Origin of the sequence: Comamonas brasiliensis (assembly GCF_018292285.1) — a bacterium.
In the GTDB taxonomy this organism is placed as follows: Bacteria; Pseudomonadota; Gammaproteobacteria; order Burkholderiales; family Burkholderiaceae_C; genus Comamonas; species Comamonas brasiliensis.
Map to the genome: position 1 here is coordinate 807213 of NZ_JAANES010000001.1, position 22899 is coordinate 830111.

Genomic DNA, 22899 nt, shown 5'->3' on the forward strand with positions numbered 1-22899 from the left:
GTCCCCGAGGCATGGCTGGCCATGGCCATGCCTCGGAGTTGTTGGACTGGCTCAGCCGTTTAGAAGTCCATCTGTGCTGACAGCATCAGCGTGCGCGGAGCGCCAACGGTGGCGTAGCTGGGGTTGGGCGTGGCAACCCAGTAGCCCTTGTTCGCCACGTTCTCCAGGCTGGCGCGCAGCACCAGGGGCTTGTTTGCCAGCTTGGTGCGGTAACGGGCGCCCAGGTCCACACGCGTCCAGCCAGGCATGCGCAGCAGATTGGCTGCATCAAAGTACATGGCCGAGGTATGGATCACGCGGCCGCTGAAACTCAGGCCCGCCACCCAGGGAGTGTCCCAGTCCAGGCCCACGTTGTAGGTCCGCTTCGGGACGCCGTTAGCCTGGTTGCCCTGATTGCTGCCGCTGGCGGTACGCGTCAGCTTGGCATCGTTGAAGGCGGCACTGGCCATCAGGCGCAGGCCGCGCTGGATCTCGCCATAAGCCGTCAGCTCCAGCCCGCGATTGCGTTGCTCGCCGCCAAAGCTGTAGACATTGTTCTCGGTGATGCTGGCCGGTTGTGTGATCTGGTAGATGGCGGCCTGAGTCATCAGCACGCCCCAGTCCACCTTGACGCCAGCTTCCAGCTGCTTGCTCTTCTGAGGTGCAAAGACCTGCCCCTCGTTTGCCAGGCCCACGCCCGCAGTGCCACCGGCCGTCAGGCCTGCCGTGTAGTTGGCATAGATCGAGGTATTGGGCGTGGCCTTGAACACCAGACCTGCCAGCGGCGTGACGGAGCTGGCCTTGTAGGCGGTTGAGCCATTCACGCTCTTTTGATTGATGCTCTGGTCGCGCAGTCCCAGGGTCACGAAGATGCGTTCATTGAACAAGGCCATGGTGTCCGCGATGGCCACACTGTGCTGTTGCAGCTCGGCCGTCTTGCTGGGCGCAAGACGAGGCGTGGTGATCACGGGCAGGGGAGAAGGACGGTACAGATTGGAGGGGGTCGAGCCGGTGCCGGTGTAGAAGTAGCCGGTCTCGCGCGCCATATGGTTGGCAGACAGCACCAGCGTGTGGCCTATGCCTGCTGTCTTGAAGCGTGTGCGCAGGCCGATGTCGGCCGAGGTCGTCTTGTTGTATTCGTCGTAGTAGCCGTTGGAAACGCTGAAGTTACCTTGAGAGTCGGGCTCGGTGCCCCAGGCACCCGGGAAGTTCTGGTAGCTCTTGACGTCGCTGTAGCCAATGCCGCCGTACACCGTGGTGTTGGCGTTGATGTCGTATTCGAGGCGGGATATGACGGTCTTGGCCTTGTCCGTCAGTGCTGTGCCCGGGTAGAAGTTCAGGCGTGCGTCAGGCACGGCAGGCACTTTGGTGATCCCGCTGCGAAAGCCCACCTGGGGGCGGAATTCGTTGGTCTTGCCGTTGGTGGAGAGCGCATCGAGGGACCAGCGCAGTTTCTGGCCCGCATAGTCCAGGCCCAGCGATCCCAGGCCCAGACGCTGGCGACCGCCGTCGATATTGCCTTCTCCGTTGCGCCATACGCCGTTGACGCGCACCCCCCACTGATTGTCCTCGCCAAAGCGGCGCCCCACATCCAGATGGGTGCCGAACTGGGCCTTGCCCATATAGGTGCCGGTCAGGCGCGTCAGCGGCACATCGCCGGCACGCTTGGTGACCAGATTGATGTTGCCGCCCACGCTGCCGCTGGGGCCCACGCCATTTGTCAGCGAGCCCGGGCCTTTGAGTACCTCCACCCGCTCGATCATCTCCAGCGGCACGCGAGTGGAGGGAACGAGGCCGTAGAGGCCGTTCATGGAGACGTCACGCATGCCGACGGTAAAGCCGCGGATCTGAAAGTCTTCTCCATAGCCGCCGCGGGCCTGAAGGGTGCGAACCGAAGCGTCGCTCATTACCACGTCGGAGATATTGAGCGCCTGTTGATTCTCGATCAGCTCCGAGGTGTAGTTGGTCGTGCTGAACGGCACATTCATCAGGTCGGTGCGGCCCAGAATGCCCAGGTCGCCGCCACGGGCCAGCTGTCCGCCCGAGTAGGTTTTCTGCAGGCCGCCGATGGCTTCAGCCTGGTCAGCCACGACCACTTCCTGAAGGGCGGCGTCGCCGCTAGCGATCTGGGCCGCCACGCCGAAGGATGCCACGGCCATGCCGGTCCCCAGGCATTGGCCAAGGAGCCTGACCAAGGGTTGTAGTGCAAAACGCGAATGAGCGGAGGAAGAGCGATTTTTCATGAACTTCAAGTCGGAGGTGATGCGGAAAGGAAACAGGAAAGGCGTGGCCGGTGATCGGCTTCAGAAGTTCGCGCGCAGCGACAGCGTGACCTTGCGTGGCTCGCCGTAGTAGTTGTTGAAATACGTGCTGTTGGGCGAAAACTTGGCGTAATAGACTTTGTCGAACAGGTTGTTGACGTTGAGCTGCAGGGTGTAGGTCGGGTTCAGGCGATACACGAGCAAGGCGTCAAAAAGTGCGTAACCACCCTGGCGGGTGGTTAGGTTGCCGACGCTGGTGTAGGTATCGCTCTGCAGCCGCACTCCTGCCCCCACTGTCCACCCCTGCCATGGGCCGCTGAGCCGGTGACTGGTATGCAGACGCAAGCTATGTCGCGGGTCCGCCGGGCGCAGAGGCTGGCCGACCAGGGCCGCCGTCTCGTCGCGCAGATACTGGGTGCTGGTGTAGGTGTAGCTGGCCATCAGCTGCCAGCCCGGTCTTGGCTCGCCGCTCAGCTCGGCCTCCCAGCCCCGGCTGCGGCTTTTGCCACCGGCCAGATAGCAGCGGCCTGCGAGGTAGTAAGGAACGCAGGGCATGGCCGAGCTGCTGTCTTCCATGGCGTCGCCGAGAAACTGGATGTGGAATGCCGACAACGACCCCCGCAGCCGCCCGTCCAGGAATTCAGTCTTGAGTCCGGCTTCCAGGTCCTGGCCCCGGATGGGCGCCAGCAGGCTGCCGGCGCTGGTTTTCTTGTTCTGGGGGCTGAAAATCCTGCTGTAGCTGAGATAGGCATTGGTGTGATCCGACAGCTTGTGGATCAGGCCTGCATAGGGCGTGAGCTCATGCTGCACGCCATAGCTGCTTGCCGGCGTGGCAGGCTCGCGATAGTTCCACCAGCTCAGACGCGTACCGAGCACGGCGCTGACCGAGTCGGTCAGCGACAGCAGCGCTCTGGCGAAGCCGCCATGTTGGTGCACCTGCGACATGGGTGCAGAGTAGGCATTGCCGTTGCCTTCGGTATAGAAGGGCTCCGGGTAGCTGGTATAGGGGTTCCAGCTGCGGATATCCACGCCATAGAGCGGGCTGATGCCCCAGTGACCGGAGGTCCCAATCGCGCGCACCCTTTGCAGGTCCACGCCCAATGCCAGTTCATGCCTTCGTCCCAGCACCTCCAGGGGGCCGGTTGCCTGTAAGCTCCAGGTGCTTTGGCTGCTGGCCTCGCCGTCGTAGATGGAGGTGTTGACATCCACCAGAAAGGGGTTGGTGGTGCTGGCGCTTGAAAACGAGGTCTGCTTGAAGCCCGCTGAATGAAACTGGGTACGCGCTGCCTGCGCCTTGAGTTTCCAGCCGTTTCCCAGGGCATGATCCAGCTCGATGAAGGCCTGCCGGTTGCGCCGATTCCAGGTATTCCAGGCTGCTCCAAGATAGGTGCTGCGCGGCAGATCAAGCTGGCTGCCGTCCAGGGCGGCAGGCAGTCCTCCCCAGGAGCCCGTGGCTTCCAGCTCGGTGTGCTGCACGCTGGCGGTCAGCAATGTCCGGGGTCCGAGATCCGCCTCCAGCACGGCATAGAGGCTTTTTCGGTTCTCGTGACGTGCTGTCTGGAAGGAAGCTTTGTCATCGGCCAGTGCCACCAGGCGGCCCCGCAGGGTGCCGGCCGCGTTGAGCGAACCAGACAGGTCGGCTTCCTGTCGTCGCCTGTTCCAGGAGCCCAGAGTCAGGGCTGCAGATCCCTGGAAATCCGGCGTGGGGCGTTTGCGCACCATGTTCACCACGGCTGAAGGGTTGCCAGCGCCACGCAGCAGGCCGGATGCGCCGCGCAAAACTTCCACGCGATCGAGCATGGCCGTGTCTGGCTGAATGAAGGTCGGGGCTGAAGTGACCTGGTTGATGCTCAGTCCGTCGATCTGCAGCGAGTCAATCTGATAGCCGCGCGCATAGTAGTTGATGCGTTCGCTGTCGATGTAGTCCACCGTCACGCCGGCGGTGTTGCTCATCACCGCGTGCAGGTCGGGCAGGGCCTGGTCATCGAGCCATTGGCGGGTGAGCACGGTAACAGGCTGGGGAATGTCGCTCACCAGCTGCTGTCCGACGTTGCCGGTGACCCGCGCCGCTGCATAGCTGCCGGAGTTCTCGGTCGTTGCGCTGACCTCTGCCTTGGCGCTGACCGTGACAGTCTCAAGCAAAGGTGCCCCTGCCGCTCCCTTGGGAGTCAGGGCGCGCAGGGTATAGACGCCGCTGGACTCCCGCACGGCTTGAAGCTCAGTGCCTTCAAGCAACCGGGCAAAGCCGTCCTCGACAGCGTAGGAGCCGTGGAGACCTGCAGAGTGGCGCTGGCCAGTCTGGGCCGCATCAAAGGACAGGGCCACGCCAGCCTGGTTGGCATAGCGGGCGATGACCTCCGAGAGAGGGCCGGGGGCAATGGCAAAGCTGCGGGCCCCTGTTCGCGCATCGATGGTCGGCTGTGGCTGGGCGGATGCCGGGGGGACTGCCAGGGCGGTCGCCGCAAGAAGCAGCCAGGCCAGCAGCAATTCTGTCTGGCGGCGAGAAACGCGGGATGCGGGCCTATGCGGCACATGCCGCAAGACGGCAGGAAGGCCGTGCTGTGGCAGTGAGACAGGAGGGCGGAGCATGGCGTCGAAGAAAATGAATGAGGTTTCCTCGTATGCCGAACAAGCCCTGCCAATCCTGCAACTGCTTTGGCATTTTTTTCAATGCATTCGCTTGCTGATAAAGCGTATTTGCTCTGAAACGCAATGCAGGAAAGGGATGGGTGCTATGTTTTTATTTTCTGAAATCAACAGCACTCAGGGCTGCGGATTGCGGGCCTCCACGCGAACCCAGTAGCGCGTATGGCTGCGCAGCTGCAGGGGAAAGCGGCTGATCAGTGCAGCCAGGGCACGGTCTGTGTCATCGATGGGAAAGGCGCCCGAGACCCTGAGCTGCGCGACTTCAGGTGAGCATCCCAGGTAGCCCTTGCGGTAGCGCGACAGCTCGGCAATCAGCTCGCCCAGCGCAATGTCCACCGCCACCACTCCACCTTCGTGCCAGCTGGTGCCGAATGGATCGGCCCTGGTCGCGGATCGCGTGGCGTCGGCCGTGAACCAGGTCTGCTCGCCTGCACGCAGCTCCTGAGGGTCTGCAGCTGCGGGGAGCACGCGAACCGCCTTTTCCTCCACCTGAACATGGCTTTGCCCACTGTCATCCAGGCGCACCATGAAACGTGTTCCCAGTGCCAGGACTCTGCCCTGGGGGGTCTGGACGCTGAAGGGACGCCCCTGAGAGTCGGGGTGGGTGCTGATCAATATGCGGCCGCTGTGCAGGCGAAGCAGACGTTCGCGGTCGTTGAAGTCCACATCCACGCTGCTGGACGTGTCCAGCGCCAGCAGGGAGCCGTCGGGCAAGCTGATGTCCAGACGCTCGCCCGTGCCTGTGCGATGGGTGGCTTGCCACTGCTGCCAGGGCAGGCCTTGCCAGCCCATCCAGGCAGTGGTGCCGGCCCCGAGGCCGATCACCAGACTTCTCATTACCGTGCGCCGTGTCCGGCTCGCAGGCTTGCCCAGGGCCTGGCTGGCCAGCGAGGGAGGCAGGGTGGCGAGTTGAGCGCTGACGGACTGAACCCGCTGCCAGGCGCGCTGGTGGGCAGGGTCTGCCGCATGCCACTGCTGCCAGGCTTGGCGGGCATTGTCCGGTGCCGATGGATCCCTCAGGCGCACGTGCCATGCGGCCGCTTCATGCAGGGCCAGGCGTTCAATGTCGTCGACGGGCCTCATGCAAGAACCAGGCAGCAATGTTCCATGGCGCGAGTCAGATAGTTGCTGACCGTGCGCAGCGAGATGCCCAGGCGTTCGGCGATCTCGGGGTAACTCAGCTCCTCGAACTGGGCCAGCACGAAGGCCTCGCGAACCTTGGGCGGAAGTTCCTGCAGCATGCGGTCCACATCCAGCAAGGTCTGCTGGATGATGGCCTGCTCCTCGGTGGACGGGGCGAATTCGGGCGGCACCGTGGCGAGATAGTCGAGGTAGGACTGCTCCAGCGAGCGGCGGCGGAACAGATCTGCGGCCAGGCCTTTTGCAATGGTGGCCAGATAGCGCCGTGGTTCCCGTATCTGCTCCTGCGGCATGGGGGAGCGCAACAGGCGCACAAAGGTGTCCTGTGCCAGATCTGCCGCATCTTCTCGATTGGAAAGCCGCTTGCGCAGCAGGCTTTGCAGCCAGGGGTGGTGGTCTTGGTAGAGGCTATGCACAGAAAAGGCGTGGCATAAGCAAGCAAGAAAGGCCACGGAGTCATGTTTTGAGAATGGTTATCATTATCTTGCATGTGGACCGGATTTCCATTTTGGCTTTTACTTAGTGGTGTTTTTCCAAGGGTCGTGCTCTCCAGGGGCCGGCCGGGATCACCCGAAGCCGTTCACCGGCAATGCTGCTATACGCCTCGATCCGGACTGCAAGTGCCCAGTTTGCATGTCACGGCGTATGACGGCGTATCTTGACGGGTCAGAAGTCATGACGCAGCACCAGCAGACGGGTCAATTGCCGCGACAATGCGGTGGTGCGGTTTTTCCTCCGACCGCTCGGGCATGAGGGCATGCACCGGCAGATGCGTGCAAGCTATCCGACTCACGGTCATTCCGACGCTTGATGCAGGAGGCCTGCTTTCGGCGAGCGGGCGAGTCTGGCGCTCGCGCTGGCGAGATTCCAAGGCTTGCCGAACTTTGTTGAAACGATCTGACACCCGTTGGAATCATGGCTGCTGACTCTTCTTTTTCTCAGAAGCAAGCCGGTGCAGGGGCTGCAAGCCCCGAGGGCCGCTTGCTCTTTTCCCGTATGGTCAAGCAGGTACGGTTGCGTCAGTTGCAGCTTTTGCTGGCTTTGCAGCAATGTGGCTCGGTCATGCAGGCGGCAGTCGAGCTGAACATGAGTCAGTCGGCGGCTACCCAGGCCCTGGCCGAGCTGGAGCGGGTACTGGACATCAAGCTCTTCGAGCGCCATGCACGCGGCATACGGCCCACAGTGGCAGGCCAGGCCTTGATCGATGCAGCACGCGGCATGCTGGTGGGATTGCAGGAGGTGTCCGAATCGCTGGCCTCCATCCGACGCGGGGCTTCGGCGGCTTTGCGTCTTGGAGCCATTCCGGCAGCTGCGCTTTCGGTGCTGTCCCAGCTGCTGCCGCGCTTTTACGAGGCCCACCCGCAGGTCTATGTGGATGTGCACGAGGACGGCAGCGCCCCCTTGCTGTCGCAGCTGATGGCTTCGGGCCTCGATGTGGTGTTCTGTCGCCAGCCCCAGCTTTTGCCGGTGGAGTTTTCCTTCGAGCCGCTGCTGCTGGATGCGGCCGTGGTGATTGCGGATGCAGATCATCCGCTGGTCGGGCGTCGCGATGTGCCGCTGCCTGCCTTGAGGGGCGCGCGCTGGGTGCTGCCAAGCTTTGGCATCGCGGTGCGCCATATCGTGGAGACCGAGGTGCTGCCCGTGCTGGAGGATGCCTCCTGGTTTCCGGCCTCCACCGTGTCTCTGCCCGTGCTGGAGGGCCTGCTCACCCAGCCTGGGGCCGTATCGCTGGTACCTCGCAGTATTCTTCCGGGACTGCGTTCGCAGGGGCGTGTGCGTGCGCTGGATGTGCGTATCGAGGGCGGCTTGCCGCCGCTGGGTGCGGTGTATCGCACAGACCATGCGCCAGTGCTGCTGCAGGAGATGCTCAAGCTCTGGCATCGGCTCAAGCTGCCGCATGCCGCAGCACCTGCATCCGCATAGACGGTTGCCGGCAAGCAGGCTGAACGCCCCGGGCTATCGAGGCCTTGCAGACATGAAGCGCTCCGCGCGCTGATCGGGTGTGACTGCCAGGCAACGGATGTGACTTGGCAACCCTGGGTCAGGGGGCGGAGGCCCTGCGCAGCAGATAGATGTCCATGATCCAGCCGTTTTGCTCACGGGCCTGGGCGCGTCTTCTGGTGATGTCTGGCGCGATGTCGCAAAGCCTGCCATGCATGAGCAATTGCTGGGGCATGCCGAGATAGGCGCCCCAGTAGATGTCGACATCGGTGCCTTGCAGCTGCTCATAGCTGCGTTGACCATCCAGCATCACGACCAGGGTGTCCACACCGGATGGCCAGCCGTTTTCGCGTAGCTGGCGACCGGTGGTGATCAGAAAGGGTTCACCGATTTCATTGAGAGCGATGCCGTGGGCACTGCACAGCACCTGCATGGAGGTGATGCCGGGCACGACGCACACCTGTTCGCGGGCCAGGCCCAGGCGCGAGGCAATGCGCAACGTGCTGTCGTAGAGGGCCGGATCGCCCCAGACGAGCAGGGCCACACGTCCCGAGCGAGCAGGCAGATGTTGCTGAAGACTGGCTTGCCAGCGCCGGGCAATGGCATCGTGCCATTCGTCCACCTGCTGGTCGTAGTCCGATCCCTGCTGGCGGCGTTGGGGCATGTCGAAGTGAGCAATTCGGCTCTCTTCCACGGCCAGGCTTTGCAGCAGCGACAGACGGACCTGGGCCAGCTCGGCCTTGCTGTCTTCCTTGTGCGGCAGCAGAACCAGGTCGGCGTTGCGAATCGCTTTTTCGGCTTCCCGGGTGAGGTGATCGGGGTTGCCGGTGCCGATGCCGATCAGAAACAGCTCCAGCATCAGGCGCCCTCGGTTCCGCGAGGGAAGCGCGGTTCGTCGCCGCGCGGACGGTAGCGGCGATCGTAGTCATCGGCATAGAGCCGGCTGTTGCCGAAGTCCTGCTGGCTCAGCGTGGCACCGACCAGAATCAGCGCGCTGCGCTGCAGCGGATTGGACCGGGCTGCGCTGGCAATACCTCCGACACGGGTACGCAGCAGCTGCTCGTCGGGCCATGAGGCACGCCAGACAATGGCGGCGGGGCAGTCTGCGCCGTAATGGCTGGTGAGCTCCTGCTGCACCTGCTCGGCCACATGGACCGACAGATGAATCGCCAGCACGGCACCGGTCGCCGCGAAGGCGGCCAGGGTCTCGCCCTCGGGCATGCTTGAGGCCCGCCCCGAGGTGCGTGTCAGCACCACCGACTGGCAGGAGCCAGGCAGAGTCAGCTCGGCTTCCAGCGCAGCGGCTGCGGCACTGAAGGCCGGGACGCCGGGAGTGACGGTGTAGGGGATGTTCAGCTCGCGCAGGGCGCGCAGCTGCTCGCCCATGGCAGACCAGATGCTCAGGTCGCCGGAATGCAGGCGCGCCACATCCAGACCTTGCTCGTGCGCGGTCTGGATTTCGGCCACGATGTCCTGCAGCGACATGGGGGCGGTGTTGACGAGACGGGCTCCGGCAGGGCAGTGCGCCAGCAGCTCGCTGGGGACCAGCGAGCCTGCATACAGGCACACCGGCGCGGCGGCCAGCAGATCGCGCCCGCGAACGGTGATGAGGTCGGCCGCACCGGGGCCGGCTCCAATGAAATGAACGGTCAAGGCAAAACTCCAGGGATCAATGAGGTGGGCAGCGGCGGGCCGGCAATCGCCAGCGTGGCCCGTCGGTCTGCCGAAACGGTGCGTAGCACCAGCAGCCGGCTGTGTGCCAGAGCAGCGCCGGCATGCAGGGCCAGGGCTTCTGCAACGCTTCCGGTGGAAAAGCGCTGCTGCAATCTTGGGGAATGCGACGGCGTGGCGATATGCGCAATCGCGCTGTCGGCAAAGCTTTCCCAGTCTATCTGCGTAAGCCTCTGGCGGGCCCAGTCCTGCAGAGCGCTAGCCGCCGGCGTCTGGCTCCTGCTGGAGAGCAGGGCGAAGGTCCAGCGACAGCCGGCCGTGTCTGCGCTCGCCAGGGCCTGGGCGGCCTGGCTCCAGCAGCTTTCGAATGATTGAGGCAGAGCACCGGCTTGAAAGCCCCAGCCCGCGAACAGATGTCTCATTGGCTGCTCCAGACCCACTGCACCAGGGGGCGGGCCGGGGACCAGGAATGCATGCTGCCCAGGCTCTGTGCTTCGCTCCATTGCAACTGATACAGCTGGCCGCCGTGTGTGCGGTGCAGTTCCAGCAGCAGCGCCTGGGTGTGCAGTGCCACGGCATTCACCACCAGCCGCCAAGGCCCGGAAAGGCGCATGCATAGGGCATTGAACAGCTCGGCGCTGAAGCCTCCGCCGACAAAGACGGCCTGCGGCTCTGGCTGCAGACGGGGCAGGGCTGCCAGGGCGTGGTCATGAACCACTTCGATCGCTGCCGCATAGCGCTCAGCGTTCTGCGCAATATTGGCTGCACGCGCGGCATGCTGCTCCACGCAGATGGCCTGGCCGCCGGCCAGGCACCACTCGACAGCGACCGAGCCCGAGCCCGCACCCAGATCCCAGAGGCACTCGCCTTTTCGCGGTGCCAGCGCTGCCAGCGTCATGGCGCGCACCGGGCTTTTGGTGATCTGCCCGTCATGTGCAAACTCACTGACGGACAGGCCTGGCACCTGGGACAGACCTTTTCCACCGCGCGCTTCGAAAGCCGCAGTCACAGGGGCCTTGGCTGGCTGGGTTGCCAATAGCGAGGCCAGCTCGCGCGCAGTGCCACTGCGGATGTCCTGCTGATCGCTGCCTGCCTGCTCCACCAGCCATAGCGGGCTGTCGCCCCAGCCCTGCTGCAGCAGCCACTGCGCCAGAGTGTGAGCGGCCGGGCCGTCACGCAACAGGCAGATAAAGCGCTCTTGAGGCGCCAGCAGAGGCGTCAGGCTGCTCAGGCTGCGGGCATGCAGGCCCAGACAGTGGGTGCGCTCCTGGGACCAGCCCAGTTCGCCTGCAACCCAGGAAAATGTCGAGGCTTGAGGGTAGTTGCGCCACTCGCCCAGCTCCAGGTGCCTGGCCAGCGATGCCCCTGCACCGAAGTGAAACGGATCGCCGGACACGAGCACGGCCACGCCTTGCTGTCCACGCAGTTGCAGCACGGGCTCGACGCTGAAGGGGATGGGCCAGGCCTTGCCGCGCGGCCCTGCTTGTGCCAGCGCCAGATGACGCGGACTGCCGAACACAACACTGGCATCATCCAGGGCTCGTCGTGCTGCAGGGCTCAGACCTTCCAGCCCTGATGGATGAATTCCGATAATTGAAAGCCACGGATTGGCCATGACCCAAGTTCTCCTGTTAGGCGGCACTTTCGATGCCTATATGTTGTCCACGCTGCTGCACGAGGCAGGGGTGCAAGCCATCTATTCTTATGCCGGGGCCACCCAGACGCGCCGTACTCCGGCCCTGCCGGTGCGTGTGGGCGGCTTTGGGGGCGTGCAGGGGTTGGTCGATTACCTGAGTGCGCATCACATCACCCATGTCATCGACGCCACCCACCCGTTCGCGGCACAGATGAGTGCCAATGCCATCGCAGCCTGCGCTCAACTGGATCTGCCCTTGCTGTCCATGGAGCGGCCCGCCTGGCAGGCGCAGCCTGGCGACCAATGGCAGCATGTGCCGGATATGGCGGCGGCCGCACAGGCCTTGAGTCGGTCTTTGAAGCGGGTGTTTCTGGCCATAGGGCGCAAGCAGCTGGCGGCGTTTGCGGGCCTGGCCGGCGAGCACCAGTTTGTGCTGCGCGTCATCGACCAGGAGGGCGGTGCCTTGCCGTTGCCGGCTTCCAGCTATGAGCTGATCGTGGCGCGCGGCCCGTTTCGGCTCGCCGATGAGCTGGCGCTGCTCCGGCACTACCGCGTCGATTGCATCGTCAGCAAGAATGCCGGTGGCGCAGATACCTATGCCAAGATCGAGGCCGCACGGCAACTGGGCATTCCGGTCATCATGGTCGACAGACCGGTGCTGAAGCCGCGCACGCAGTGCCAGAGCCCGCAACAGGCCATGGAGTGGCTGCAGCAGCAGTGTTGCTGAGCACTTTTGCCCGACAGGACCTTGCGCGTACTCAGGCATGGTCGCTCACGATGGAAGGGGCGCTGCTGCAGGCCTCATAGCTGCGCGGGGTGTAGACATGCTTGCCCACCTGGCGGGTCTGGCTGTTGCCCGCGATCACCACCGTGCGCATATCGGCCATATCGGCCCGTGCATCCTGCAGCTTCACGACCCGCAGCGTCTCATCGGGGCGGCTGACATTGCGGGCGAAGCAGATCAGGCGCTCGGGTTCGCACTCCTGCTGCAGCACCTGCAGGGCGCGTGAGAAGCCATCGGGGCGCGAGCGCGAGCAGGGGTTGTAGAAGGCCATGGCGAAATCGGCCTGGGCGGCCAGGCGGATGCGGCGCTCGATGATGCTGGCGGGTTTGAGGTTGTCGGACAGATTGATGGTGCAGAAATCATGCCCTAAGGGCGAGCCCAGGCGGGCTGCTGCTGCCAGCATGGCGGTGATGCCCGGCTGCACCTGCACGTCCACGCCTTGCCAGCGGGCATGCTCCTCGGGGCTGGCCTGCTCCAGCGTCTCGAATACGGCACTGGCCATGGCGAACACGCCCGGGTCGCCCGACGAGAGCATCAGCACCTTGCGGCCCCGGGCTGCAAGATTCAGGGCGTTGCGCGCACGCTCCAGCTCCTCACGGTTGTCGCTGGCATGCAGTTGCAGGTGCTCCAGGCCCTGCAGCCGCGCCACGTAGGGAAAGTAGCCGAATGCATCGCTGGCGCTGGCAATGCTGTCGCGAACCTGTTGCGTCAGCAGGGCATCATCGCCCGGGCCCAGGCCCAGCACCAGGAGTTGTGGAGGCATTGAGGTCTTGCTCATGTCAGCGCGATCACATGTCATTGGCCGGGCGGCGGCCCTGGCCGTGCACGACGATGATGGCGAAGTAAGGGCAGCGCTCGGGCGCATCGCGCAGCGGCATGACCTGCTGATCGCTCATGGTGCCGTTGATGACCAGCCAGGCACGGTCCAGCTTGCCTTGCTCGTCCAGCAGCCCACGGATGCGGCCCAGATGCCGTCCCACCTTCATGATGACCAGCGCGTCCGAGCGCGCCATATGCTCGCGCAGCGGCGTATCGGGCAAGGTCGCGGGCAGCACGCTCATCACATCGTCACCCCAGGTCATGGGAATGCCGGTGGCATGCCAGCAGCCCACCATGCCGGGGATGCCTGGCAGCACCTCCACCGTGACCTGTTCCGCTTGGCGCAGACGCACATAGAGGTGCATGAAGGAGCCGTAGAAGAACGGATCGCCTTCGCAGAGCACGATCACATCCTCGCTGCGCGTCAGCTCCGTCAACCTGGACTGCCAGTCCTGATAGAAACTGGACAGCTGGGCGATGTAGCGCGGGTCATCGTGTGGGATCTCCGTCGTCAGCGGATACTCCATCGGGTATTCCGTGACCTCGGCATGCAGCAGGCCATTGACCAGCTGCCGCGCCTTGCCCGGGTGGCCGCGCTTGCGGAAGTAGGCCACATGACGGGCGTTTCTCAGCAGGCGGTCGGCCTTCACGCTCATCATGTCGGGATCGCCGGGACCCAGTCCCACGCAGAAGATTTTTCCGTGATTCATGGTGACTCTTCCTACTCCACCGTGGTTGCCAGCGCGTTGATGGCGGCAACCGTGATGGCGGAGCCGCCGAGGCGCCCTTGCACGATGGCAAACGGAATCTGTCCCCATTCGCGCAGCGCGTCCTTGGACTCCGCGGCTCCCACAAAGCCCACCGGGCAGCCGACGATGGCGGCAGGGCGCGGGCAGTCCGGGTCCTGCAGCATATGGAGCAGATGAAACAGGGCCGTCGGCGCATTGCCGATGGCGACCACGGCACCGTCCAGATGCTCGCGCCACAGCTCCAGTGCTGCAGCGCTGCGGGTATTGCCCATGTCGGCGGCCAGCGCTGGCACACGCGGGTCCTGCAGGGTGCAGATGATGGGGTTCTGGGCCGACAGGCGCTTGCGCGTGATGCCCTCGCTGACCATGCGTGCATCGCAGAGCACCGGTGCTCCGCGCTGCAGCGCGGCTTCTGCGGCTGCGGCAAAGGTCGGGGAGAAATGGATGTGCGCGGCCAGCTCCACCATGCCGGCTGCGTGAATCATGCGGCAGGCGACCCGCTCTTCCACGGGGTTGAAGCGCTTGAGATCGGCCTCGCGGCGGATGATGCTGAACGATTGCCGGTAAATCTCTTCACCGCACTTTTCATAGTTGTAGGTCATTGAGTTGTTGCTGTATATCGTGAGGATCGGAGTCCAGAGGCCGATAGGGAATGGAGGCCTGGGCCGATGGCTGTGCTTCGGCGGGGCTGGCGTGAAGCCATATCTGGCCCGCTGTGTCCTGGCTGGCAAACACCACATTTGTCGCATCGGAAGGCAGGGCACAGAGCTTGGCGCAACCACTGATATGAAGATGCCGGTCCGCCGCCTGTGAGCTGGCGAACCGCAGGGCCATGGACTGGGCCGGGATATGGGCCTGAGGGCAGTTGGGGGCGCCGGTGCAGGCCGAGACCCGCAGGCGCACATCCGTGGACTGGCGGATCCAGTCCCAGGAATCGAGCCGGGCCGGCAGTGAATCCAGGTGCTTGTTCGGCAGCAGCAAGGATTTCCAGGGCGTGACCCGGATCTCCGCCTGCTCGGGCATGAGAGCCGCCAGCTTCTGTATGGCCCATGCGTCCAGGCGCCCCAGCGGGGCGCCCAGCAGCAGGCCGTGAGGGTTGAGCGCTCCGGGCCGCAACGGCCTGGAAGCGGTATTGTCCGGAGTGCGGGGCTCAAGGTGATGACTGGCCCCGGTGAGCCCGCAGGCCTGAAGGTCGATGGGCTTTGCAAGGGCGCGCAATCGGCCTGCCGCCTGCGCGCTGCGCTCACGGGCAAACCACAGGGCAATCCGTATGGCGGCCTGGACGGCTGCCGGTGCGCTCTCGAAGCCGTACCAGTCTGCCGATTGGCCCAGCGCAAGTCCATAGCGCCCATCGGCACAGGCCCACAGCTGAAGATCGGAGCTCAGGCTCTGGAGATGGCACTGCGGGTCATCGACCAGCATGTCGAATTTGCCGGGCAGGGCCGGAATGTCCTGCTGTTGCAGGGCCAGGGGAGTCAGATCACGCGCCGCTGCCACGCAAAGCGCCAGAGCCAGCGCATGGGTGCGATCTCCTCTGGCATAGAACGGTGTGCAATGCACGGCAGGCGCCAGATCTGTCTGTTCATCGGCAGGGGCCAGCCTGGAGGCAACGAGCGCCGCGCGCAACGCAGGCAGCGCCGATTCGTGCACGCCGCGCAATTGCAGGTTGCCGAGGCGCGTCAGCTCGATCTGGCCCGAGGCGTGGGTTCGCGAGAGCTCGGCCAGTACCAGCCACTGAGCGGCGCTGAGAGACGCGCAGCGAGGGCGCACGCGAACGATCCAGCCGTCCTGTGCCTGCATGGGCTTCCAGGTGCTGGGGCACCAGCCGCGAATCTGAATGGTCTCAGGGCTGGACAAGCGCTGCTCCAGGCGACGAGGCCAGGGCACGGCCGGCCCGCTGGGACAAATCTGACTGGCAAATTCCATGCAACATAGGTCATCCACGGTCGGTTTGGCCGATACCCGGGCCAGACAAACAAAATGTGCAGAGGGAAATGAAGAGGTGATGAGCCGCACGCAGGCGCTGGCATATCACAAGCCACATGCAATCCCGCTGCGCCTTGTACACATCAGGCCGGTCTCCGGACTTACAGAGCCCACCTGAGGGTGGCATGTCGATGCGCCTTCCCGCTTTCGCAGTGGCGGCCATGGCCGTGGGCCAGAGCGTGCATCGCCATATATCTGATTACCGTTGCGGGTGCAGTGCAGGATTGATGGGGATTCCATTCACCTGCTTCTCGTTTCACCTCCGCGCGCAGAGCACGCCTTGAGGCACCTGTGGTGGCGCGATCTTACGCGATAACCTGGTGCATACGGCCCAATTCATCGGCCTGGCGGCCGCTTTCCTGCCGCCTGTGCGGTCACTGAATATCGATAGGGCGAGCAGGGGCAGTGTGATGCCCTGTTGGATGGTTATCAAAATAGATAGCTGCTAGCGCTTGCCTGTTAAGCGGCAGAGGCGATTCTTAGTTGAATTTCAGCGGCAATCGAAGAGTATTCGGCCAGGCCTTTGTCAGCCTCTCGGCACCACCAAACAGACGCTTGTTCTGGCCCGCAGCGGCTTCACAGTCCACCAGAATCTGCGCCAGGGCAGGTATGGGGCCGCGCTCCAGTTGCAGCACATCGGGGCTGCGGAAGTCGCTGATCAGCCACAGGCAGGATGGTTGCCGGGAGTATCTGGCCGCCATCTGCCAGCCTGACTCCAGGGCCTGGGCCAGCGGCGTGCCGCCACCGCCGCGCAGCGGCTCGATCAGATCGGCATTCCAGCGTGGCGCCCGCGTGGGCTCCAGCAGCCAGTGCAACTGGCCTGCGCCGAAGCACAGCAGGGCCACGGATTCGCGCTGCAGATAGGCCCGGCGCAGCCACTGCAGCAGCAGGCCCTTGGCCTGGGCGAACGCGCCGCTCTCCACCATGGAGGCCGAGCAGTCCAGCAGGAACAGGTGTTGCCTGCGCACCGTTCCCTCGGGCTGGTGCCAGCGCAGATGGGCGGGTGCCAGCGGCAGCCCCTGGCGCTGGCGCAGCGTGCCAGTCCAGTCAATCGATGACCCTGGCATCTTGTGGGCGCTGGATACGGCATGGCTGGCCAGGGCCAGGCCTTGGTTGGCGGAGCCGACTTGCCCCCGGCCGGCGCTCAGCGCAGCAGACCGGAGGCCCGGGCTTTTTTTGCGGCCAGGGCCTCCAGGGCTGCTTGAGCCATGGCGTCGGCCTGTTGAGGCTCGAAGACGACGCTGCTCACGGCTTGAGCCTGACCCCAGCCGGCAGGCGGCTGTTCGAGGCCCGGGCCGGTGTCTTGAGGCAAGGAGCCGGTGGCGCCGGGCTCGCGGGAGGCCGCTGAAGGGGATGCTGACGCCTGGATATCAGGCTCCGTGCGGTCTTTGCGGTCCGTGCCGGATGGCGCAGCGGGCAAGGCCGCAGGTGTGCCTGCGGGAGTCTGCTGGGGCTGACTGGCGCTGCCCGGGTCTGGCTGCGCAGCGCGATGCTGCAGTACCAGTGGAGCGACTTCGGCCACATGGGCTGGCGTGATGCTGTGACTGCCTTGCCAGGCTGCCAGGGCGCGTGCAGCGCGCAGCATGACCAGGTCGGCACGCAGTCCGTCTACCTGGGCGGCAATGCACTGCAGGGCTACGGCCTCGTGGACGGCATCGCTCCAGGTCAGTTCCGAGGCATTGCGGCAACGGCTGCGGGCCTGCGCCAGCTGCTGGCGGATCTCCTGCTGGTGGGCTGCATGGGATTGCACAAAGCCCTGGGGGTCCAGGTCAAAGCGCAGCCTGGCCTTGACGATGCTGCTGCGCAGCTGCGGGTCCTGGGCATTGTCCAATTGCACACAAAGGCCCAGGCGGTCCAGCAACTGCGGGCGCAGCATGCCTTCCTCGGGGTTCATGGTGCCGACCAGCACAAAGCGTGCAGCATGGCTGTGCGAGATCCCGTCGCGCTCTATGCGATTGATGCCGGAGGCTGCCACATCAAGCAGCACATCGACGATGGCATCGGGCAGCAGATTGATCTCATCGACATAGAGAACCCCTTCGTGCGCCTTGGCGATCAGGCCCGGCGCAAAAGCCACTTCATGGCCCGCCAGAGCTTTGGAAAGGTCCAGGCTGCCGGTCACATGCTCGATGGAGGCACCTAGCGGCAGGGTGACGAAAGGTGCAGGTGCCAGCAGATCCGCCAGCGCACGTGCTGCCGTGGACTTTGCAGTGCCGCGCGGTCCCCGGATGAGCACGCCGCCCAGCTGTGGCTCGATCGCGGCCAGCAGCAGAGCCTGCACCAGGGTGGGCTGTCCCTGTATGGCAGAGAGAGGGAATACGGGTACCGGATCGTGGTTGGGGCTCATTGGGAAACCTGTCCTTCCATGAATTCTTCGTGCTCCAGCATCTGGGTCAGCAGGCTCTGGCGATGCTCGCCGGGCTGCTCCCACATGCCACGGTCTATGGCTTCCAGCAGGCGCGAGACGATATCGCCCAGCGCCTGTGGATTGTGCTGGCGCAGAAACTGGCGCACGCTCTCATCTTCCACATAAGCCTGGGTGACCATGGCGTAATGCTGGTCCGAGACCAGCGCGGTGGTGGCATCGAAGCCGAACAGATAGTCCACCGTGGCCGCCATCTCGAAGCCGCCCTTGTAGCCGTGGCGCATGGCGCCCGCAATCCACTTGGGATTGGTGACGCGGGCGCGTACCACGCGGCCGATCTCCTCGGCCAGGGAGCGAATCCTGGCAGACTGAGGATTGCCGTGGTCGCCATGATAGACGGCAGGGTCGCTGCCGCCCAGGTGCCGCACGGCCGCCACCATGCCGCCCTGATGCTGGTAGTACTCGCTGGAGTCCAGCAGGTCATGCTCGCGGCTGTCCTGATTCTGCAGCACCACGTCCAACGCTTGCAGACGCCGCTCCAGAGCGGCGCGGGCGGGCACGCCATCGGCCTGCTGGCCATAGGCATAGGCACCCCAGTGCAGGTAGTGGCGTGCAAAGTCGGCCGCATCGGTCCACTGGCCGCTACGCAGCATCTCGTGCATGCTGGCGCCGTAGCTGCCGGTGGGCGCTCCGAAGACGCGCCACAGCGCCTGCTCGCGGGCCGCGTCGGCGCTCAGGCCCTGGTCCATGGCGGTTTGCGTGTCACGCAACATGCGGGCGCGGATAGGGTTGTCCTCGGCGTCCTCATCCAGCTCGGCCACGGCACGTACCGCGGCATCGAACATCTGCACCACGTTGGGAAAGGCATCGCGGAAAAAGCCGCTGATGCGCAGCGTCACGTCGACGCGCGGGCGGCGCAGGCCCACGGCGGGAATGATTTCGAAGTCGGTCACGCGCTGGCTGCCGGCCGCCCATTTGGGGCGCACCCCGATCAGGGCAAAGGCCTGGGCGATATCGTCGCCGCCGGTACGCATGGTGGCTGTTCCCCAGACGGAAAGACCGATGGCTTGCGGATATTCGCCATGCTCCTGCAGATAACGCTCCAGCAGGCGCTGAGCGGACTGCTGCCCCAGCGCCCAGGCAGTCTGGGTGGGGATGGCGCGGGTGTCCACGGTGTAGAAGTTGCGACCCGTGGGCAAGGTGTCGCAGCGCCCGCGCGAGGGCGAGCCGCTGGGACCGGGGGGGACAAAGCATCCTCGCAGTGCGCGCGAGAACTGCAGCAGCTCCTGAGGGCCGCAGGCGTCCAGTGACGGTGCAATCTGCTGCTCTATGCGCGTCAGCACTTGTAGTGTGTGCGGCCAGTCGCGGGCCAGCTCGGGCCGGGCAATGACCTGCAGGGCCAGCAGCTCGAGCCGCTCGCGCGTGTCGCCGCCATGGCGCCAGGCACCGGCGTCCTGCTGCTGCAGCGGGGCCGGACGCGGGCCGTTCCAGGGCGCGGCGGCATCCATGTCCAGCGGGTTCCAGTCCATGGCCGGCAGCAGGTCGGTGGCCAGTGCGTTGAGCAGGCCCTGCTCGTTGCCACCACTGCCCGGGTAGCGCGCCAGCGACAGCAGGGTCGATTCACGCAGCTGGCCCTGGGGCGAGCGGCCGAAGATATGCAGGCCATCGCGGATCTGTGTTTCCTTGAGTTCGCACAGATAGGCATCGATGCGTTCCAGCAGCTGCTCGTCGGCATCGGGCTGCGCGCCTGCCGCTTCGAGGCCGAGTTCGCGCAGCAGATCCTGCTGCCTGGCGCAGTCCAGAATCTGCTTGCGCAGCATGCCGGAGCGGCGCAGATCGACCAGCAGGGCTTCGTAGTATTCGTCCACCAGGCGTTCCAGCTCCTGCATGGGGCCGTGGTTTTCGGCGCGCGTGAGCGGCGGCATCAGATGGTCGATGATGACGGCCTGGCTGCGGCGCTTGGCCTGAGCCCCTTCGCCCGGGTCGTTGACGATGAAGGGGTAGACATGCGGCAGCGGACCGAGAATGGCATCGGGCCAGCATTGCTGTGACAGCGCCAGGCTCTTTCCCGGCAGCCATTCCAGGTTGCCATGCTTGCCCACATGGACCATGGCGTCCACGCCGAATACATCGCGCAGCCAGAAGTAGAACGCCAGATAGTGATGGGGCGGCACCAGCTCGGCGTCGTGGTAGCTCGCGTAGTCATTGCGCCCGTCGAGAGAACGTGCGGGCTGTATGCCGACAAAGACATGGCCCAGCTGCAGGCCCGCAATCATGAACCAGCCATCGCGCAGCATGGGGTCCTGCTCGGGCGCACCCCAGCGCTCGGTTATGGCCTGTGCCATATCGCCGGGCAGCTTTGCCAGGCGCTGTTGATAGGCCTGCAGCGAATAGCCCTGGCTCGCGGGACGCAGAGGCCATTTTTTCGGGTCATTGGCAATGCCCTGCTGTAGCAGGCCCATCAGAGCCAGACCGGAGTCGGGCCGCGCAGCAGCATCCCCCAGCTGCCAGCCGTCGCGTGCCAGCTGATCCAGCAGAGCGATGACGGATTCCGGCGTATCGAGGCCCACGCCACTGCCCATCCGTGCTTCGCTGCCCGGGTAGTTGGCCAGTATCAGCGCGGCTTTCTTCTGCACTGCGGGCTTGCTGCGCAGCTGACACCAGCGCCAGGCCAACTCGGCAATCCAGGCAATGCGGTCGGGCTCGGCCTGGTAGCTGATCACATCGGCTTGCGTCAGCTCGCAGCGATGGGCCAGGCCCTTGAAGCTCATGGCGCGCGTCATGATGCGGCCGTCCATCTCGGGCAGCACCACCTGCATGGCAATGTCGCGCGGGCGCAGGCCCTGGCTGTCAGCCAGCCAGTCCTCGCGGTTGCTGCCGCTGGCGATGACCTGCAGCACGGGAATGTCGCCTGCCAGCGCATCGGCCGCCTCGCCGGTGCGCGCATGTTCTCCGAGGGCCGCAAACGCCGTGGTGTTGAGAATGATCTGCACCTGGTGGGTGAGGCACAGGGAGCGCAGCGTCTGCAGGCACAGCCCGTCCTTGAGCGACTCCAGGGCCAGCGGCAGCGGGTTCAGGCCGCGTGCGAGCAGGGCGTCAGCCATGAGGTCGAAGGCCTCGGTATTGGCCGCCAGCAGATGTGAGCGGTAGAACACCAGCATCGCCACGGGGGCGCCTTGGGTCCAGCGCGCCTGCAGGTCGTCCAGGCCCGGAAGATGCCCTGCATCGTCGGCCAGCCAGCTTTGTGGCACATGCACGGCCACGGGGGGCAGCACTCGCACTGGCGCGCCCTCGCGGCCCTGGTTCAGGCCCCAGGCTGCCGCCATGCGCAGGAACTCGCGCGCATTGCCCAGGCCACCGGCGCGCAGATATTGCCAAAGCGCACGGCTTTGCTCGGGCTCAAGCGTGCCCTTGGCCAGCAGTTCCGGATCTTCCTGGTTGTCGCCAGAGAACATGGCCAGCTTCTGGCCCTTGCGGCGCGCCAGCTTTTGCAGCTGCTCAATGCCGTAGGGCCAGGTGGACTCGGCTCCCAGATGGTCGACGATGACCAGCCTGGCATGCTGCAGCACCTCGTCGATATACAGATCGAGCGAGGCGCTCTGGCGCAGATGCAGCAGATTGGCGAGCCGCAGCGTGGGGACATCGGTTTCGGCTTGCTGCCACATCCGGTAGGCATCGGCCAGCAGCGACAGCGTGGTGTCGGCGGAACTGAGCACCACCATGTCGGCAGGCGTCTGGTCCAGACGGGTGATGATGCTGTCGTCTTCGACAAAGCCGCCAGGGCGGGAGCTGAGCAGGTGCATGATTCAAAAAGATAGCTTTATTCGCTTGCCAGTAAAGCGATTGAGGCTGATTTTGCTTGGATTTATGCCTGTGCGCCCAGCAAGGCCTGGCGCAGCACGGCGGCGTCCAGCTGCTTGCCGATGAACACCAGGCGCGTGGCTGCAGCTTCGCCCTCGGCCCAGGCACGGTCGAAATAGGCATCGAAGCGGCGACCCACGCCTTGCACCAGCAGACGCATCTTCTTGCCCGGCAGCGCGGCAAAGCCCTTGACACGCAGTACGCCATGCTGCTCCACGATGGACTGCAGGGCCCGCATCAGGCGCTCACGGTCCACGGCACCCAGGTCCAGGTGCAGGGAGTCGAAGGCATCGTGGTCATGGTCTTCGTCATGGTCATGGTGGCTGTGCTTGTCGTCGATCGACAGCTCGGCGGCGCGATGCTGGCCCAGCAGCACGTTCAGCGGCACCTGGCCCTGCACGGCTTCGATCATCTTCACGCTGGCCGGTACTTCTTCGGCCACCAGGGCACGTACCTGGCCGAGTTGTTCGGCCGTGACCAGATCGGCCTTGGACAGCACCACCAGATCGGCGGCCGAGAGCTGGTCCTCGAACAGCTCGTGCAGGCTGGCGTCATGGTCGAGATTGGGATCGGCCTGGCGCTGCTCGTCGACGGCATGCGGGTCATGGGCAAACTGGCCGGCGGCCGCAGCGGGCGTGTCGACCACGGTGACCACGGAATCGACGGTGAAGACATTGGCAATGTCGGGCCACTGGAAGGCCTGGACCAGGGGCTTGGGCAAGGCCAGACCGCTGGTCTCGATCAGCAGCACATCGATATCGGCGCGGCGCTCGGCCAGGGCCTTCATGACGGGGAAGAACTCTTCCTGCACGGTGCAGCACATGCAGCCGTTGGCCAGCTCGTAGATTTGACCGTCGGCGCCGCCTTCCTCCTGGCAGCCTATGGCGCAGGTCTTGAGGATTTCGCCGTCAATGCCCAGTTCGCCGAACTCGTTGACGATGACGGCCACGCGCAGCCCCTTGGCCTGCTCGAGGATATGGCGCATCAAGGTGGTCTTGCCGCTGCCGAGAAAGCCGGTGACGATGGTGGCGGGAATCTTGGTGGTTTGCATGGATCTATCT

18 protein-coding genes and 1 riboswitch are annotated in these 22899 nt (G+C 64.8%); of the genes, 2 read left to right on the plus strand and 16 right to left on the minus strand.

Going from position 1 to position 22899, the window contains the following annotated elements:
* Window positions 1–59: 59 nt before the first annotated feature.
* From DJFAAGMI_RS03665 to DJFAAGMI_RS03680, 4 genes are all read right to left on the minus strand, one after another.
* Complete coding sequence (locus DJFAAGMI_RS03665) at window positions 60–2138, minus strand: TonB-dependent receptor (protein ID WP_249333751.1); 2079 nt, start codon at window positions 2136–2138, stop codon at window positions 60–62.
* Between the two features lie 144 nt (window positions 2139–2282).
* Complete coding sequence (locus tag DJFAAGMI_RS03670; RefSeq protein WP_249333753.1) at window positions 2283–4727, minus strand: TonB-dependent siderophore receptor; 2445 nt, start codon at window positions 4725–4727, stop codon at window positions 2283–2285.
* A gap of 276 nt (window positions 4728–5003) precedes the next feature.
* Window positions 5004–5969, minus strand: a complete 966-nt coding sequence (locus DJFAAGMI_RS03675; protein ID WP_211455979.1) for a FecR domain-containing protein — start codon at window positions 5967–5969, stop codon at window positions 5004–5006.
* A complete protein-coding gene (locus tag DJFAAGMI_RS03680) occupies window positions 5966–6442 on the minus strand; it encodes a sigma-70 family RNA polymerase sigma factor (RefSeq protein WP_211455980.1) in 477 nt (158 codons plus the stop codon). The genes DJFAAGMI_RS03675 and DJFAAGMI_RS03680 overlap by 4 nt, the downstream gene beginning before the upstream one ends.
* 499 nt (window positions 6443–6941) lie before the next feature.
* Between DJFAAGMI_RS03680 and DJFAAGMI_RS03685 the strand changes: the two genes are divergently transcribed.
* Window positions 6942–7949, plus strand: coding sequence for a LysR family transcriptional regulator (locus DJFAAGMI_RS03685; protein WP_211455981.1), 1008 nt, complete (start codon window positions 6942–6944; stop codon window positions 7947–7949).
* 118 nt (window positions 7950–8067) lie between these two features.
* Here DJFAAGMI_RS03685 and cobF read toward each other — a convergent pair whose 3' ends face one another.
* Genes cobF through cbiT form a run of 4 tightly spaced genes read right to left on the minus strand, consistent with a single transcriptional unit; the run spans window position 8068 to window position 11253 of the window.
* Window positions 8068–8826 (minus strand): precorrin-6A synthase (deacetylating), encoded by a 759-nt coding sequence (cobF, locus tag DJFAAGMI_RS03690; RefSeq protein WP_211455982.1) that lies wholly within the window; start codon window positions 8824–8826, stop codon window positions 8068–8070.
* Window positions 8826–9620 carry a precorrin-4 C(11)-methyltransferase gene (gene cobM / locus DJFAAGMI_RS03695; protein ID WP_211455983.1) on the minus strand — a complete coding sequence of 265 codons (795 nt, stop codon included), beginning with the start codon at window positions 9618–9620 and terminating at the stop codon, window positions 8826–8828. Before cobM ends, cobF begins: the two co-directional genes overlap by 1 nt.
* Complete coding sequence (locus tag DJFAAGMI_RS03700; protein ID WP_211455984.1) at window positions 9617–10060, minus strand: cobalamin biosynthesis protein; 444 nt, start codon at window positions 10058–10060, stop codon at window positions 9617–9619. The genes cobM and DJFAAGMI_RS03700 overlap by 4 nt, the downstream gene beginning before the upstream one ends.
* Window positions 10057–11253 (minus strand): precorrin-6Y C5,15-methyltransferase (decarboxylating) subunit CbiT, encoded by a 1197-nt coding sequence (gene cbiT / locus DJFAAGMI_RS03705; protein ID WP_211455985.1) that lies wholly within the window; start codon window positions 11251–11253, stop codon window positions 10057–10059. Before cbiT ends, DJFAAGMI_RS03700 begins: the two co-directional genes overlap by 4 nt.
* On the opposite strand from cbiT, the gene DJFAAGMI_RS03710 reads away from it, so the two are divergent.
* Window positions 11246–12001, plus strand: coding sequence for a cobalt-precorrin-6A reductase (locus tag DJFAAGMI_RS03710; RefSeq protein ID WP_211455986.1), 756 nt, complete (start codon window positions 11246–11248; stop codon window positions 11999–12001). The genes cbiT and DJFAAGMI_RS03710 overlap by 8 nt on opposite strands.
* Before the next feature lie 31 nt (window positions 12002–12032).
* On the opposite strand, the gene cobJ is transcribed toward DJFAAGMI_RS03710, so the two are convergent.
* The 8 genes from cobJ to cobW form a co-directional block, all read right to left on the minus strand.
* Entirely contained in the window at window positions 12033–12821 is a 789-nt protein-coding gene (cobJ, locus tag DJFAAGMI_RS03715; protein WP_211455987.1) for a precorrin-3B C(17)-methyltransferase, read from the minus strand.
* 25 nt (window positions 12822–12846) lie between these two features.
* Window positions 12847–13587, minus strand: coding sequence for a precorrin-2 C(20)-methyltransferase (gene cobI / locus DJFAAGMI_RS03720; protein ID WP_043004173.1), 741 nt, complete (start codon window positions 13585–13587; stop codon window positions 12847–12849).
* An 11-nt stretch (window positions 13588–13598) separates the two neighbouring features.
* Entirely contained in the window at window positions 13599–14228 is a 630-nt protein-coding gene (locus DJFAAGMI_RS03725) for a precorrin-8X methylmutase (RefSeq protein WP_149355778.1), read from the minus strand.
* Window positions 14212–15552: a nitrite reductase gene (locus tag DJFAAGMI_RS03730; protein WP_211455988.1), complete on the minus strand. Its 1341-nt coding sequence runs from the start codon at window positions 15550–15552 to the stop codon at window positions 14212–14214. Before DJFAAGMI_RS03730 ends, DJFAAGMI_RS03725 begins: the two co-directional genes overlap by 17 nt.
* A 129-nt stretch (window positions 15553–15681) precedes the next feature.
* Window positions 15682–15920: riboswitch (cobalamin riboswitch) on the minus strand.
* Between the two features lie 171 nt (window positions 15921–16091).
* Complete coding sequence (locus DJFAAGMI_RS03735) at window positions 16092–16679, minus strand: vWA domain-containing protein (RefSeq protein ID WP_211455989.1); 588 nt, start codon at window positions 16677–16679, stop codon at window positions 16092–16094.
* Between the two features lie 77 nt (window positions 16680–16756).
* Window positions 16757–17959 (minus strand): magnesium chelatase ATPase subunit I, encoded by a 1203-nt coding sequence (locus tag DJFAAGMI_RS03740; RefSeq protein ID WP_211455990.1) that lies wholly within the window; start codon window positions 17957–17959, stop codon window positions 16757–16759.
* The gene (gene cobN / locus DJFAAGMI_RS03745) at window positions 17956–21780 is read right to left on the minus strand and encodes a cobaltochelatase subunit CobN (RefSeq protein WP_211455991.1); all 3825 of its coding nucleotides are present in this window, start codon (window positions 21778–21780) and stop codon (window positions 17956–17958) included. Before cobN ends, DJFAAGMI_RS03740 begins: the two co-directional genes overlap by 4 nt.
* Before the next feature lie 62 nt (window positions 21781–21842).
* Window positions 21843–22889, minus strand: a complete 1047-nt coding sequence (cobW, locus tag DJFAAGMI_RS03750; protein WP_211455992.1) for a cobalamin biosynthesis protein CobW — start codon at window positions 22887–22889, stop codon at window positions 21843–21845.
* Window positions 22890–22899: the final 10 nt, after the last annotated feature.

Bases quoted from the DNA above. Each gene is read 5' to 3' on its own strand.
- DJFAAGMI_RS03665 (WP_249333751.1), bottom strand. From the start codon at position 2,138: ATGGCCGTGGCATCCTTCGGCGTGGCGGCCCAGATCGCTAGCGGCGAC.
- DJFAAGMI_RS03675 (WP_211455979.1), bottom strand. From the start codon at position 5,969: ATGAGGCCCGTCGACGACATTGAACGCCTGGCCCTGCATGAAGCGGCC.
- DJFAAGMI_RS03685 (WP_211455981.1), top strand. From the start codon at position 6,942: ATGGCTGCTGACTCTTCTTTTTCTCAGAAGCAAGCCGGTGCAGGGGCT.
- cobF (WP_211455982.1), bottom strand. From the start codon at position 8,826: ATGCTGGAGCTGTTTCTGATCGGCATCGGCACCGGCAACCCCGATCAC.
- DJFAAGMI_RS03700 (WP_211455984.1), bottom strand. From the start codon at position 10,060: ATGAGACATCTGTTCGCGGGCTGGGGCTTTCAAGCCGGTGCTCTGCCT.
- cbiT (WP_211455985.1), bottom strand. From the start codon at position 11,253: ATGGCCAATCCGTGGCTTTCAATTATCGGAATTCATCCATCAGGGCTG.
- cobJ (WP_211455987.1), bottom strand. From the start codon at position 12,821: ATGCCTCCACAACTCCTGGTGCTGGGCCTGGGCCCGGGCGATGATGCC.
- cobI (WP_043004173.1), bottom strand. From the start codon at position 13,587: ATGAATCACGGAAAAATCTTCTGCGTGGGACTGGGTCCCGGCGATCCC.
- DJFAAGMI_RS03725 (WP_149355778.1), bottom strand. From the start codon at position 14,228: ATGACCTACAACTATGAAAAGTGCGGTGAAGAGATTTACCGGCAATCG.
- DJFAAGMI_RS03730 (WP_211455988.1), bottom strand. From the start codon at position 15,552: ATGGAATTTGCCAGTCAGATTTGTCCCAGCGGGCCGGCCGTGCCCTGG.
- DJFAAGMI_RS03735 (WP_211455989.1), bottom strand. From the start codon at position 16,679: ATGCCAGGGTCATCGATTGACTGGACTGGCACGCTGCGCCAGCGCCAG.
- DJFAAGMI_RS03740 (WP_211455990.1), bottom strand. From the start codon at position 17,959: ATGAGCCCCAACCACGATCCGGTACCCGTATTCCCTCTCTCTGCCATA.
- cobN (WP_211455991.1), bottom strand. From the start codon at position 21,780: ATGCACCTGCTCAGCTCCCGCCCTGGCGGCTTTGTCGAAGACGACAGC.
- cobW (WP_211455992.1), bottom strand. From the start codon at position 22,889: ATGCAAACCACCAAGATTCCCGCCACCATCGTCACCGGCTTTCTCGGC.